The organism is Frankia sp. Allo2 (genome assembly GCF_000733325.1).
GTDB classification, from domain to species: Bacteria; Actinomycetota; Actinomycetes; order Frankiales; family Frankiaceae; genus Frankia; species Frankia casuarinae.
In genome coordinates this window covers 460190-473477 of sequence record NZ_JPHT01000001.1, presented here as the reverse complement: position 1 = coordinate 473477, position 13288 = coordinate 460190, and the positions used below count along the sequence as shown (strand labels likewise).

The window sequence follows — 13288 nt, the reverse complement described above, 5'->3', positions numbered from 1 at the left end:
CCATCCACTCCTCCCGGCAGGGGCGGTCACGACGGCCGGATGGTATCCAGCACCCGCCCGCTCGGGTGGCCTGGATGGACCGGACGGGCTGGACCAGGCGGACAACCCGGCTGGGCCGGCTCACGGTAGCCCTCGGGCTGGCACTCGGTCTGTTCCTGGGCGCCGCGGGTTGCGGAGGCTCGGGCAAGGACGGCACGTCGACGGGGCCCTCCCTCACTCCCACCGAGGGAGCGGGCGGCCTGCAGATCTTCGCCGTCACGGGCCTGCCGAACCTGCACTTCTCCGCGATGGAACTGGTGGCCAGGCCGGGGCGGATCCGCGTCGACTTCTCGGTCGCGCCGCAGTCCCCGCCGCACAACTTCGTCATTCCGCGGATTCCCGAGGCACACACGCGCATCGTCTCCGCGGGAGAGTCACAGAGCATCACCTTCTCCGTGACGGAACCGGGTAGCTACCCGGTGGTCTGCACTCTGCATCCCAACATGACAGCCACACTGAAGATCCTCTGAGTCGAACCGACGCCCGCCGTGCTCAACGTCCTGGACATCGTTCTTCTCCTGCTCGTCGTACTCTTCGCGATCTCCGGGTACCGGCAGGGCTTCCTGGTGGGCGCGCTGTCGTTCGTCGGCTTCCTCGGCGGTGGTGTGCTCGGTGCCAAGGTTGCGAAGCCCTTCGCCGAACTGATCGGCCAGGAGAGCCACGGCGCCATGGTCGGTCTCCTGGCCGTGCTCGGTCTCGCCCTGGTCGGGCAGGTCGCGGGCACCGCGATCGGGGTCGCCAGCCGGGACCGGGTGACCTGGCGCCCCGGCAGGGCCGTCGATGCCGCCGCGGGTGCGGTGCTCTCCGGCTTATCGGTGCTTCTTGTCGCCTGGCTGCTGGCGACGGCCGTCGATCGATCGCCCTTCGAGTCCCTCGCCCACTCGGTCCGGGAATCGCGGATCCTCGCCACCGTGGACGCCGGGATGCCCAACGAGGTCCGCAGTGCATTCGCCGACCTGCGCCAACTGGCTGACGACAACGGCTTCCCCGAGGTCTTCGCCGGGCTCGGCGGCGGGCGCATCGTCGCTGCCGATCCGCCCGATCCCGCTTCCACCCGGACTGCCGGGGTCCGCAACGCGGCGGCGAGCATCGTGAAGATCCGTGGCGTCGCCAGCTCCTGCGACAAACGGGTCGAGGGATCCGGGTTCGTCATCGCCCCGCAGCGCGTGATGACCAACGCGCACGTCGTAGCCGGAGTGCACCGTCCGGTGGTCGTGCTGGCCTCGCGCACCCTGCCTGCCGAGGTCGTCCTGTTCGACCCCGACCGGGACGTCGCCGTGCTCCGCGTGCCGGACCTGCAACGGCCGCCGCTGCGGTTCCGGACAAACCCACCGGCCGCGGCCGAAGACGCCGCAGTGATCGCCGGTTATCCCCAGGACGGGCCATACACCACTGTGGCGGCGCGCGTCCGCAACCATCAGACCGCCCAGGCCCCGGACATCTACTCGCACGGCCTCGTCCTGCGCGACATCTACGCGGTCCGTGGACGGGTGTTGCCGGGAAACTCCGGTGGACCCCTGTTGTCCGAAAGCGGAGACGTCCTGGGCGTCGTGTTCGCNGCGGCCGTCAACGACAGCGACACCGGTTACGCCCTGAGCGCCGCCGAAGTGGCCAGGCCTGCCGCCGCCGGGGTGATCGCCACGGCGGAGGTGAGCACTCAGGGGTGCGACTGACCTCCCGTACTCCCGCACCGGTGGCCGGGCGACGCTCAGGGACGAAGCCAGCCGAGCAGTTCGGCGTTGACGAGGTCGGGGGCCTCCTCATGCGGGAAGTGCCCGATCTCACCGAGCAGACGCCAGGTGTAGGGGCCGCTGACGTAACGCCCGGAGCCCTGGGCGGTGGACGGCAGGAAACAACGGTCCATTTCCCCGTGTATCTGCAGGGTCTCCATCCGCAGCGACCGACGGAGGACACTACCGAAACGCGCCCCATCGGGCCGGAATAACGACCGGAAGATCCACCGGTGGTACTCCAGGGAGCTGTGCGCCACCCCGGGAACGCGCATCGCCGATCGATATCGCCGCTCGGCCTCGGCATCCGGATACCCAGGTCCTCCCCAGCCGCGTAGCAGCGTTGCGACGTGGGCGGCGTCCTCGGCCACCAGGACCCGTTCGGGCCGCCACGGCAGCTGAAAACCGAGCATGTACCGGCTGGCGACACCCTGACCACGAGGATCCGCCGCGATCTGGTGCCGCAGCCGCAACGGATGGGGCATGGCCAGGATCGCGAGTCGACGCACCACCATCGGATGACGGACCGCAGTGGTCCAGCCAAGCAGCCCACCCCAGTCGTGGCCCACGACCGCGGCGTCCGGTTCCCCTAATGCTCTGACCAGACCGGCCACGTCATCGGAGAGGGTGAAGGCGTCATAGCCCCGAGGCGGCTTGTCACTCGCTCCGTAGCCGCGCAGGTCCGGCGCGACGACGCGGTAGCCCGCCGCCGCCAGCGCGGTGAGTTGGTGACGCCAGGCCCACCAGAACTGCGGGAAGCCATGCAGCAGCAGGACGAGCGGGCCGCTCCCCAACTCCGCCACGTGCAGCCGGGTACCGTTGGCAGACACGTCACGGTGCCGCCACGGCCCGTCGACCAGGACGGTGGCGGGCTCGGGAACGGTGTCCTCCATCGCCTGCCAGGATGGCAGACCAGCCCCCGGCCCCGGACCGGCGGTGCTCGTGACGAGCCGGTCGTGGGGTCCGCCGCCGGCCCTCGAACGTCCGCCGCCGGCTCCCTCGCCAGACCCTGTGCCGACCGCGCCTGCAGCTTGGGTACCGGCGAACACCGAACAGGACGTCAGTGCCCGCGCTGGCCCGGGTGGGCGGCCGCACCCGCCGACTCGACCGCGTCTCCCGGTCCGACCGGACCCGCTGACCTGGCTGGGGCGGTCGTCGGATTACGTAGCCAGGTGATGTCGTCGCGCACGGTCTGGATGGTCCGCTCGGGCGGGGAGAGCTTGCGCAACCGCGCCATCGCGAACAGGGCCAGCAGCCCCGCGACGACGAGGTAGAGACCGGCCGTCAGCAGATAGGACCAGAAACGCTCGATGCCGGCCCAGGTGAACAGCTCTCCCAGAAAGATCGTGACGGCGATCAGAGCGCAGAACCCGAGGCCGGCCGCCACCGCCAGAAAACCGATTCCGAGCGCAGCCGACACCGCCTGCTGGGCAAGCTCGGCCTTGGCCAGGTTGATCTCCTGACGAACCAACAACGAGACATCGCGAGTGGCCAGAGCCACCAGCTCACCCAGCGTCGGCTCACGGCCGTCCCGAGCCTTCCCGGCTGCGATCGACACTTCTGGTCCTCCCTCTGGCGGCGACCCGCCCGTGCTGGACGGCGGGACAGTTCGCGCTACCGCCCTGATCCGACATGCACCCTGATCCGACATGCACCCTGATCCGACAGGGTCCGAACCGGCGGCGGACCGGGAGGCCCCACCGGAGGCCATCCGCCCCGGCCCCCTCCGGTCCATACCGTCAATACCCTCCCGGCCGACCGTCCCCCCATCATGACGCGGTCCGCCGCCCCGGTCCCGCTACGCAGTCTCCCCCGCGCGGAGCCGCCTGGGGGCCCAACGACGCGGCTCAGACCTGTGACTCCTCCTACGGGTCTCACCGTCTTCCCGCTTGGCCCGGCCCGCCTGGCCTGGACGGTCCGACCCCGCACGGCCCAGCCCGCATGGCCCAGCCCGCATGGCGCGGACGGGTAGCGTGCGAGCTGTGAGTCTCCGCCCGTCTGGAACAATCCTCGCCGCCGATCCACTCGCCCGTGTTGCCGCTCTGCCCGGGGTGCGTGAAGCCGCGGACAGCGCCCGATCCGCGGTGGACACGCTTCTGCGCCACCGCGTTCTGCGCCGCCAGAGCGCCGAGGTGACCGCGGAGGCATCGTTGCGGGCCGCCCGCGCCTGCGCCGCCCTCGAGGGATACGAGATCAGCCTGGACGAGTTGCGGGCGCACCTGGCCCGGTCCGGGCCCGAAGGCGTGCTCCCCGGCCCGGAGGAAACGGACGCGTCGAAGGCCGGAGCGGTCACCGACCGCGGTACACGGAACGACGCCGCCATGACCGGATCCGGCCATCCGTTACCTGTCGTCCTCGGCACGGTTCGGCTCTACGCCGAACTGGGCATCCTGGTTCCGGCCTGGGAGCGGGCACCGCGACAGGCCCTGGCCCGCATGCACGTGCTGCTGGGCCGGGGTTTCGTCCCGGACGACGAGCTCGGTCGTCCGCGGGCCGATGCCGGCACCCGGGCGATCCTCGACCCGTTGCGGTTGGGCCCGCCTCCCCACTCGGTGGAGACCTCGGTTCGGCTGGATGGCCTGACCGGACTCCTCGTCGCGCCCACGAGCGCGCCGGCGATCGTGGTGGCCGCCGTGGTGCACGGGGAGCTGCTGGCCCTACGACCGTTCGGCGCCCTCGACGGGGTCATCGCCCGGGCCGCCGCCCGTCTGGTCCTGATCGGCCGGGGCCTCGATCCCAAGGCACTCACGGCGACCGACGTCGGACATCTCGAGATGGGACAGAACCCGGCGAGCATCCTGCGGGTGGACCGCGCGGGGGACGCCCACGCCGGAGAGGCCTACGCCGGAGAGGCCTACGCCGGGGACGCCTACGCCGGGTACCGCGAGGCCGCCGCGGCCTATGTCGGTGGCGGCGCCGACGGCGTGGCCATCTGGGTACGGCACTGCGCGAAGGCCCTGGAACTCGCCGCGCGGGAGTCCCTCGCCGTCTGCGAGGCGCTCGCCCGAACCTGATCCACACTTACGGAGCGATTGACGCACCTGACGGATCCGCTGCAGGGATGGACCACAACGAACCTGCCCGTATGAACCACTCGGTGCGGACCCCTGCGTGGGCTGCCGCCCCCTCCTGCCACGTGGGCGGCAGCCACGCGTTCCCGGCCTGCGGCCTCGGCAGGTCTCGGCAGGTCGAAACCTCCATCAGAACATCTTCAGGCCCTGTGGAGGGCGGTCATCCACAGGGCCTGTCCCGGCGCATGGTGAGACCACGTCTTCCCCGACCCCGATGGGAACGAGGCCGCCATGTCCCCTGCTCCGCCCCTGCTGACCGCCGCGGAGAACCACGGTCCGGTCGTACGCCCGCTCATCGTCACCGCCATTCCCGACCTGCTCGACGATCTGTTGCGGCTTGCGGCGGNCGCCGGNGNGTCGATGACGGTCGCCGCCGAGATGAGCGCGGTGCGCCGCAACTGGACGTCGGCTCCCCTGGTCATCGTCGGAATGGACGAGGTCGAGCCGTGCATCGCGGCCACGCTGCCCGATCGACGGCATGTAGTCCTGGTCGGGGGACACGTCGACGACGGCCGGGTGTGGGACGCCTCCGTGCGCATCGGCGCCGATCACGTGGTCTTCCTTCCCGAAGCCGAGCCCTGGCTGGTCGACCTCCTCAGCGATCTCGACGGCCTCGATCGGCATCGTTCGGTGACGCTGGGCATCATCGGCGGCCGCGGCGGGACGGGAGCCTCCACCTTGGCCGTCTCGCTGGCCCTGGCCGGGCTGAGGCACGACCTGCGCACGATGCTGATCGACGCGGATCCGCACGGTGGCGGGCTCGCCCCCGCCTTCACCCGCCTCGTGCCGTCCATGTCCGGTGCCTTCCCTGGCGGGGAGACCTCCAGTCTGGCGCCGCTGTTTCCCACGCGCCACGACCAGCATGACCAGATGGACGGGAGCGGCCCGGTCGGACCGATCGCCTGGTCCGACCGGCTGCCCCGCCGGGGTGACCTCTCCGTGGTGTCCTGGGATCCCGCCGTCAGCCCAGCCGTTCCCCCGGCGACGATGGCCACCCTGCTCGCGACCGCTCGTTGCACGTCCGACCTGGTGATCCTGGATCTCCCCGGCCGAGGGAATCCGGCGGCCACCGCAGTCGACGCGGGCACCACCGTGGCCCTGCGGACCTGCCAGACGGTGCTGATCGTCACGCCCGCGGACCTGCCGTCGATCGTGGCGGCCGAACGTGTCTGCTCGGCCGCCATCCGCCGGTCCGCCGATGTGCGCGCCGTCGTCCGGCTGCACCCGTCCGACCGCCTCACCCCGGAGGCAATCGCCACGATGCTCGGCGTGCCACTGGCCGGGGTGATCAGCAGCCGACGGCACCGTTCGGTTCCCACTCGCGACCGCTACGGCGGCTCAGCCGACAGGAACACCATCGATCGCCTCAGCGAGGAGCTGCTGACCCGCCTCTGCGTTCTCGGGCCACGGGTGTGGCCCGATCCGGAGGCCTGGTCATGACCGGGCTCGGCGAGCGACGCAGGNCCCCATNCCCCGCCACAGGTCACACGGCCTCACCGGCTGCCCGAGCGGCCGCGAGGCCCGCGGTCTCCACACGATCTTCACCGCCGTCCGCAATTCCATCGGAACCGCTCGAACCGTCAGAACCGCTCGAACCGTCAGAACCGGTGACCGCACCCGCGGAGCCGCCCGGAGCCGGCCCGCTGGATCCCCTCCTCGCTGATCCGCACGTCACCGATGTCCTGGTCAACGGGCCCGGTGAGGTCTGGGTGGAACGCCGGGGCCGGCTCATCCGTACCTCGGTCGCGTTCGCGGACGAGGAAGCGGTGCGGCGCCTGGCCGTTCGTCTCGCCGCGACGGCCGGGCGGCGCCTGGACGCCGCGATGCCCTTCGCTGACGTGCAACTGCGCGACGGAACCCGGTTGCACGCGGTTCTGGCACCGATCGCGGTGCAGGGTACGTGCCTGTCGCTGCGACGGACCCGGCGTCGCCCCTTCACCTTCGACGAACTCGTGCTCGCCGGAACAATGAGCCCGGCGGTGGCGGGCGTGCTGCACGCGGTCCTGAGCGCCCGACTTGCGATCGTGGTGACCGGGGGCACCGGCTCGGGCAAGAGCACACTGCTTGCCGCACTACTGGGAGCGGTGCGCCCCGACGAACGGATCGTGCTGGTGGAGGACACCGCCGAGCTCGTCATGGACCGTCCGGGGATGGTGCGGCTCGAGGCCCGCCCGCCGAACATCGAGGGCGCTGGCGAGGTGACCCAGCGCGATCTGGTCCGCCAGGCGCTGCGCATGCGCCCGGATCGGCTGGTGCTCGGCGAGGTCCGCGGCCCCGAGGTGCTCGATCTCCTCGTCGCCCTCAACACCGGTCACGAGGGCGGGCTGAGCACCGTGCACGCCAACGACACCAGTGCGCTGCCCACCCGCCTGGAGGCTCTCGCCGCCCTTGCCGGGCTGTCCCGCCCCGCGGTCCACAGCCATATCGCGGCAGCGCTCCACACCGCCGTTCATNTTTGCCGGGAGGCCGACGGCCGCCGTCGGGTCTGCGCGATCGGGGTGTTCCGCCAGACGGACAGCGGACTGGTTCAGGTCGTGCCGGCCCTGGTCGTNCCTGCCGCNCCTTCCCGGAACGGGCCAGCCCTGCGCGCCTGCGNCCCGACGCNGGCGGAGGGCCTGCCGATCCTGCGTGACCTGCTGGACGTGCGCGGTGTCTCGCTTCCAGCCCTGGTTGACGCCGGGTCGCAGGTGCGGAGGCGAGCATGACCGTACTCGAGCGCGTGGGGACCGTCCCGGCAACCATCGCAGTCACCCGGCCGAGGACCGGAACCATGATCGGTTCAGGAATCGGCCTGGTCCTCGGTGCCGTCCTGCTCACGCTGACCTCCGGACCGGTGGCTGCGGGCGTCATGGCCGTGCTGCTCTGCTGTCTCGCCCGGGCGCGACGGCGGTCACTGGAGCGGCGCAGGCAGGTGGCGGTCCGCCAGTCCGCGGAAGACCTCCTCGCCGCGTTCGCGGCCGAGCTCGACGCCNGCGCACCCCAGCTCGAGGCCCTACGCCGGGCGGCGGGCGGCATCGACGAACTCGTTGCGGCACCGGCGGGACGATCGGCGTGGCTGCCCATCGACCAGCTCGGTGCCGCGCTCGACCGGACGGAGGAGCCCGGTGCGTTGTTGTGCCGCAGTGAGGCGTCATCACTGCGGCAGCTCGGAGTCGCCTACCAGGTCTGCGCGGCCGTCGGCGCAAGGCTGGCGCCCGTCGCGACGATGCTCGCGGCGGTCGCCCGCGCCGACGCGGTGCGGGCGGGCGAGCTGACCTCGGCACTGGCCGGGCCCCGGTCATCCGGACGGCTGGTGGCCTCGCTTCCGCTGGCCGGAATCGTCCTGGGGTCGCTCGCGGGAGCAGCGCCGATTGCGGTGCTGCTGGGCACGCCGGCGGGGATCGGATGCCTGCTCGTGGGCGGGCTCGCCGACCTGGTCGGAGTCCGCTGGCTTCGCCGCTTGGCGGACGGCGTGGAGCGACGGGGAGAGCCGGTGGCCGTGGATGCAACGGGCCTCGCGCCCCCGACCTCCGCCGTGGCGGGGCACAACCGGTTCCTCGCCGACTTTCCCCTGGCCCTGGACCTGATCGCGGCGTGTCTACGCAGCGGGGAAACCATTATGTCGGCGGCGCGGGCCGTCGGCGCCGCCACCGGTGGCGTGTTGGGCGCGGAACTGTGCTCCGTGGGCGATGCACTCGCGGCGGGCGCCACGGTGGGCGCCGCATGCGAGCGACTGGTGGCCGCGAGTCATGCTCCCCGACTCACCGACCGGTTGCCCGGATGGGCTCGCCGCGGCCGCGTGACGCCGCCGTCCCGGCGGGCCAGGATGGTGCGGGCAGCGATCATGGCGCTCGATCGCGCGGAGATGTCCGGGGCGAAGCTCGCCGCCACTCTCACCCGACTGGCCGATCGTGCCAGGGACGAAGCCCACGCGGAGAGCATCGCCGCGGCTCGTCGGGCAGGTGTCCTGGCGGTCGCGCCCCTGGGCCTGTGCTTCCTTCCCGCCTTTCTCCTGCTCGGAGTGGTCCCCATGGTCCTCGGATCCGTCCCCGCGCTGTTGCCGGCCTGAAGTCCCGATCATCCAGCTGCCACCGCGGCGCCAAGCGCCCAGGTCTGACCCATCGCTCGATCCCGATCCTCCCCCGTCCCGGAGGTAGTTCTCATGTTCCTGGCAGCCCGCTCCTCGTGCCGACGCCTGTCGCGATGGCCGGTGTCCCGGCGNCTTCTCAGCGTGTGGCGCCCGGCCGTCCAGGCCCGCGACCACGGCATGTCCACCGCCGAGTACGCGGTCGGCACGCTTGCGGCCGTGGCGTTCGCCGGCGTCCTCTACGCGGTGGTATCGAGCTCCGCGACCCGGTCGCTGGTCTCCTCGGTGGTGCAGCGCGCGCTGACCGTGGCGTTCTGAGCGCGGCCGTGATGCCTGTGCGCTCCTCCCAGCGGCCGCCGCGGCCGGTGACCCACCGACGTGGGAGATCCGTCCGCGGGTCGGACCGCGGCCAGGCCACCGCCGAGCTCGCGATTGGCCTGCCCTCACTGTTCGTCGTCTTCTTCCTGGCTGCCTGGATGCTCGGTGCCGTCGCGGCCCAGACCCGATGCGCCGACGCGGCACGCATCGGCGCCCGCCTGGCCGCCAGGGGGGAGCCGGATTCGGCCGTGCACACCATGGTGATCCAGGCGGCACCCGTCGGCTCCACCGTGACGCTGCACCGCGGCGCGGGTCGGCTCGAGGTACAGGTGTCGGTGCACGTCGGTGGCATCGGCGTCAGCCGGCTGGTTCCCGGCATCGAGGTGGCGGCGCGGGCCGTCACCCCCGTCGAGGCGACGGTCGATCTTCCGTCCGATGCCCCCACCGGATGCCCGGCCCGGATGGTGCCGTGAGCGGGGCGCGCCGGCTGAGGACGCTGCCGACCGTCAAGCCGGGGGTAGCGCCGTCCGTCGCGGCCCCCGATGCGGGGTCCGCGACGGTATGGCTGCTGGCCGTCCTGTTCGCGCTGCTCTCGCTGGTGAGCGTCGCGTTCACCGTGACGGTGATCAGCGCGGTCCGGCAGCGGGCCGCTGGAGCGGCGGATCTCGCCGCCCTCGCGGCCGCTGCGATGCCGCCCGCCGACCAGCGGACGGTGTGCGCGCGGGCCGACGAGGTCAGCGCAGCCAACGGGGCGCGGCTGGCAGCCTGCCGGGTCGACGGCAACGCCGTCGAGGTGACGGTCCTCGCGCGCCTACCGGCGGTACTCGGCCCGCTCCCGGAGCTGTCCGCCCGCGCCCGTGCCGGGCCGTGGGGAGGAGCGGAGGGTGTCTACTTCCCGGTCGGCGTGGACGACCCGGTTCCGGAACGGACGCCCTCGCGAGGTTGGGCGGCGCCGCTCGCCGCATCACCGCCACTGTCACGGCGCCGCAGATCAGCGACGCGGGCGACGATCCGGTCGCCCCGGTGGGGATGGGTGATGATCTGGCCCGAGGACGCCGCGGTGGGGACGGCCGCGGGCATCGGAGCGGCCGCCGGGCGCGCCTCGGGCGGGGCCGTCCGGGTTCGCGCCCCGCCGGTGGCGGCTTCGACGGACCGGGGGCCGCCGGTGGCGGGCGCGGGCGGAGCGGCCGGCGCGGCCGGCGCGGCCGGCGCGGAACGCACCAGCGCCTCCATCTCCCGGGCGCGCTGGCGTTCCATCCGGTGGCGGCGGCGATCCCGCGCGAGGCCCTGCAGGAAGAGCTGCACGCCGGCCGCTACCAGCACTCCCGTGGCCAGGCCGAGGACGAACAGGCCCCAGGTGTCGAACGAGAGTATCTGTCCCATGATCAGGACTTCGGTGTGACCGCTGTTCTCCAACACGAGATCCGCGGTGAGAACTCCAGCCACCAGCAACAGCACGACACCGACGGTTACCACCGAGACCTCCAGAACCATGGACGTTGGTATAAACGACGGAGAAAAGCCGATCTGGTCGACATACCCGGGTCCGGTCGCGGGGGAACCACGCCGCGGCGAAGTGGTCACGGGGCTAGCCGATCATGGCGGTCACCGCGGCGAGGAGCCGCCAGGCAGCCGCCTTGTCGAGCGGCTCATTGCCATTTCCGCATTTGGGCGACTGGACGCACGACGGGCACCCCGCCGGGCACTCACACGCTTCGATCGCGTCCCGGGTCGCAGCCAGCCAGGCACCGATTCGGAGGAANCCCCGTTCAGCNAANCCCGCCCCGCCGGCGTGTCCGTCGTAGACGAAGACGCTGGTGCGTTCGGTGTCCGGATGGAGCGCGGTCGAGACACCGCCGATATCCCAACGGTCACAGGTCGCGAACAGCGGGAGCAGACCGATCGCCGCGTGTTCGGCGGCGTGGACGGCACCGGGGACATCCGCAGGCTCGATCGCGGCTCGGGCAAGCAGGTCGTCGGACAGCGTGTACCAGACGGCCCGGGTCCGCAGCTGACGCGGCGGCAGATCGAGAGGCTCCTGCCCGAGTACCTCGCCCGTCGCGATCAGCCGCCGCTGGTATCCGACGACCTGGCTGGTGACCTCGACCACGCCGAGGTGCACCTCCACGTCGGGCAGCACCCGGGATCGCGACGACTCCACCACCCTGATGTCGGTGTGGTCACGCGCGGTGGTCGTCCATTCCGGCGCCGACTCGCATACGAACGCGACGGATTCCTCGAGGTCGAGGTCCTCGACCACGAAGCTCGATCCCTGGTGGAGATAGACCGCGCCAGCGTGCACCGTCGTGTGCGAGGTCGCGGCGTCCACGGTGCCCAGAAGCCGACCGGTCCGCGCTTCGACGATGCGAACCGGTGGTCCTCCCGCCCCTCGGATGTCCACATCCGGCCGGGCCCGTTGCGTCCAGAACCAGCCCGTGGGCCGGCGGCGCAGCCGGCCTCGGCGGACCAGGTCGTTGACGGCGAACGCAGCGGTCGGTCCGAACAACGCCAGATCCGCCTCGGTCAGCGCCAGCTCGGCCGCGGCGCACTCCAGGTGCGGAGCGAGCACGTAGGGATTGTCGGGGTCGAAGACGCTGGCCTCCACCGGCCGTCCGAAGACGGCTTCGGGATGATGCACCAGGTAGGTGTCAAGCGGATCGTCCCGGGCGACCAGCACGGCCAGCGATCGCCGGCCATCCCGCCCGGCGCGTCCGGCCTGCTGCCAGAGCGAGGCGAGCGTGCCGGGAAAACCGGCGGTGACGGTGGCGTCCAGCCCGCTGATGTCCACCCCGAGCTCGAGTGCCGACGTCGCGGCCGCCCCGAGCAGGGCGCCCGAGCGGAGATCCTCCTCCAGGGCCCGTCGCTCCTCCGGCAGGTAGCCGGCCCGATACGCCGCCACCCGGTCGGCGAGGTCTGCGGCGATCCGACCGAGTTCGCGGCGGGCGGTCACCGCCACCACCTCGGCGGCCCGTCGCGAGCGGACAAAGACCAGGGTGCGCACACCGTCCGCGACGAGGTCCGTCAGCAGGTCCGCGGACTCGGCGGTCACCGACCGGCGGACGGGGGCGCCGTTCTCGCCCGGGCCGGGCGCGGAGGTCGGGTCCTCCCGGTCCGGCGAGCTCTGCCCGGTCGTGAGCAGCGGAGGTTCGTAGAGCACGAAGTCCAGTGGCCCCCGCGGAGATCCGTCAACGTCGACCACCTCGACCTCCACGCCGGTGAGCCGTGCGGCCGAGACCCCGGGATCGGCGACGGTCGCGGACGCGAGCAGGAACACCGGATCGGTCCCGTAGCGCGCGCAGATCCGCCGCAGCCGGCGGATCACCGCGGCCACGTGTGCGCCGAACACCCCTCGGTAGCCGTGGCACTCGTCGACGACGACGTAACGCAGGCCGCGCAGGAACTGGGTCCACCGCCGGTGGAAGGGCAGGATGCCACGGTGGAGCATGTCGGGGTTGGTCAGGACCAGGCCGGCATGCGCCCGGACCCAGTCCCGTTCGGCCGCCGGCGTGTCCCCGTCGAACGCGGCGGCCCGGATACCGGTGAGCCGCAGCGACCGCACGGCTCTGAGCTGGTCGTGGGCCAGCGCCTTCGTGGGCGCCAGGTAGAGTGCCCGGGCACCGGGCTCGGCGAGCAGCCGNGACAGCACCGGCATCAGATAGCCAAGCGACTTACCCGAGGCCGTGCCGGTCGCCAGCACCACGCTGCGCCCGGCGTATGCGGCCTCGGCGGCAGCCGCCTGGTGGCTCCAGGGGCTCGCGATCCCGGCGGCCGTCCACCGTCCCCGCAGGACCGGATCGATCCAGTCCGGCCATGGCGCCGGGCAGCCGTCCCGAGCCGGGACACGCTCGATGTGCGTCATGCACCGCGCTCGTCGCACGTCGCGGCGCAGCCCGGCAAGGACCGTGTCCGCGCCGTCGACATCCACCGGCGAGCCCACGACGATCGAGGATATGCGTCTCGACGCGGTCACGGCGCCCCTCAGCCGGACGAACCCCCCGAACATCGCCCTCTCGGGCCCCCGGGCCCCCGGGCCGGGGATCATCTCGGCGTGGCTACGGACAGCG

12 protein-coding genes and 1 pseudogene are annotated in these 13288 nt (G+C 72.2%); 9 read left to right on the top strand and 4 right to left on the bottom strand.

Annotation, left to right across the window (positions count from 1 at the left end; translation table 11 throughout):
• The first annotated feature begins 74 nt into the window (after positions 1–74).
• Together ALLO2_RS01970 and ALLO2_RS01965 are read left to right on the top strand one after the other, a co-directional pair.
• Positions 75–509: a hypothetical protein gene (locus ALLO2_RS01970; RefSeq protein ID WP_011438645.1), complete on the top strand. Its 435-nt coding sequence runs from the start codon at positions 75–77 to the stop codon at positions 507–509.
• Positions 510–527: 18 nt separating this feature from the next.
• Positions 528–1712 (top strand): MarP family serine protease, encoded by a 1185-nt coding sequence (locus tag ALLO2_RS01965; protein ID WP_011438646.1) that lies wholly within the window; start codon positions 528–530, stop codon positions 1710–1712.
• A 35-nt stretch (positions 1713–1747) separates the two neighbouring features.
• Here the strand turns inward: ALLO2_RS01965 and ALLO2_RS01960 are convergent, their stop codons facing one another.
• Positions 1748–2662, bottom strand: a complete 915-nt coding sequence (locus tag ALLO2_RS01960; protein WP_011438647.1) for an alpha/beta fold hydrolase — start codon at positions 2660–2662, stop codon at positions 1748–1750.
• Between the two features lie 167 nt (positions 2663–2829).
• The gene (locus ALLO2_RS01955; RefSeq protein ID WP_023840723.1) at positions 2830–3327 is read right to left on the bottom strand and encodes a phage holin family protein; all 498 of its coding nucleotides are present in this window, start codon (positions 3325–3327) and stop codon (positions 2830–2832) included.
• A 397-nt stretch (positions 3328–3724) separates the two neighbouring features.
• Between ALLO2_RS01955 and ALLO2_RS01950 the strand changes: the two genes are divergently transcribed.
• The 7 genes and pseudogenes from ALLO2_RS01950 to ALLO2_RS26850 form a co-directional block, all read left to right on the top strand.
• Positions 3725–4783 (top strand): hypothetical protein, encoded by a 1059-nt coding sequence (locus ALLO2_RS01950; protein WP_035729189.1) that lies wholly within the window; start codon positions 3725–3727, stop codon positions 4781–4783.
• 288 nt (positions 4784–5071) lie between these two features.
• Entirely contained in the window at positions 5072–6280 is a 1209-nt protein-coding gene (ssd, locus tag ALLO2_RS01945; RefSeq protein WP_051874789.1) for a septum site-determining protein Ssd, read from the top strand.
• Positions 6277–7545, top strand: coding sequence for a TadA family conjugal transfer-associated ATPase (locus tag ALLO2_RS01940; protein ID WP_035729392.1), 1269 nt, complete (start codon positions 6277–6279; stop codon positions 7543–7545). Before ssd ends, ALLO2_RS01940 begins: the two co-directional genes overlap by 4 nt.
• Positions 7546–7610: 65 nt before the next feature.
• Entirely contained in the window at positions 7611–8888 is a 1278-nt protein-coding gene (locus tag ALLO2_RS01935; RefSeq protein WP_232234824.1) for a type II secretion system F family protein, read from the top strand.
• 93 nt (positions 8889–8981) lie between these two features.
• On the top strand, positions 8982–9224 hold the full coding sequence (locus ALLO2_RS01930) for a DUF4244 domain-containing protein (protein ID WP_023840725.1): 243 nt from the start codon (positions 8982–8984) through the stop codon (positions 9222–9224).
• A gap of 47 nt (positions 9225–9271) precedes the next feature.
• Positions 9272–9697, top strand: coding sequence for a TadE family protein (locus tag ALLO2_RS01925; RefSeq protein WP_035729185.1), 426 nt, complete (start codon positions 9272–9274; stop codon positions 9695–9697).
• Positions 9673–10080, top strand: a pseudogene (locus tag ALLO2_RS26850) (Rv3654c family TadE-like protein); the annotation flags it as partial. The gene ALLO2_RS01925 and the pseudogene ALLO2_RS26850, both read left to right, overlap by 25 nt.
• A gap of 32 nt (positions 10081–10112) precedes the next feature.
• Here the strand turns inward: ALLO2_RS26850 and ALLO2_RS26845 are convergent.
• Together ALLO2_RS26845 and ALLO2_RS01915 are read right to left on the bottom strand one after the other, a co-directional pair.
• Positions 10113–10718, bottom strand: coding sequence for a hypothetical protein (locus ALLO2_RS26845; RefSeq protein WP_035729184.1), 606 nt, complete (start codon positions 10716–10718; stop codon positions 10113–10115).
• A gap of 94 nt (positions 10719–10812) precedes the next feature.
• Positions 10813–13227 (bottom strand): DEAD/DEAH box helicase, encoded by a 2415-nt coding sequence (locus ALLO2_RS01915; RefSeq protein WP_051874787.1) that lies wholly within the window; start codon positions 13225–13227, stop codon positions 10813–10815.
• Between the last annotated feature and the right edge of the window lie 61 nt (positions 13228–13288).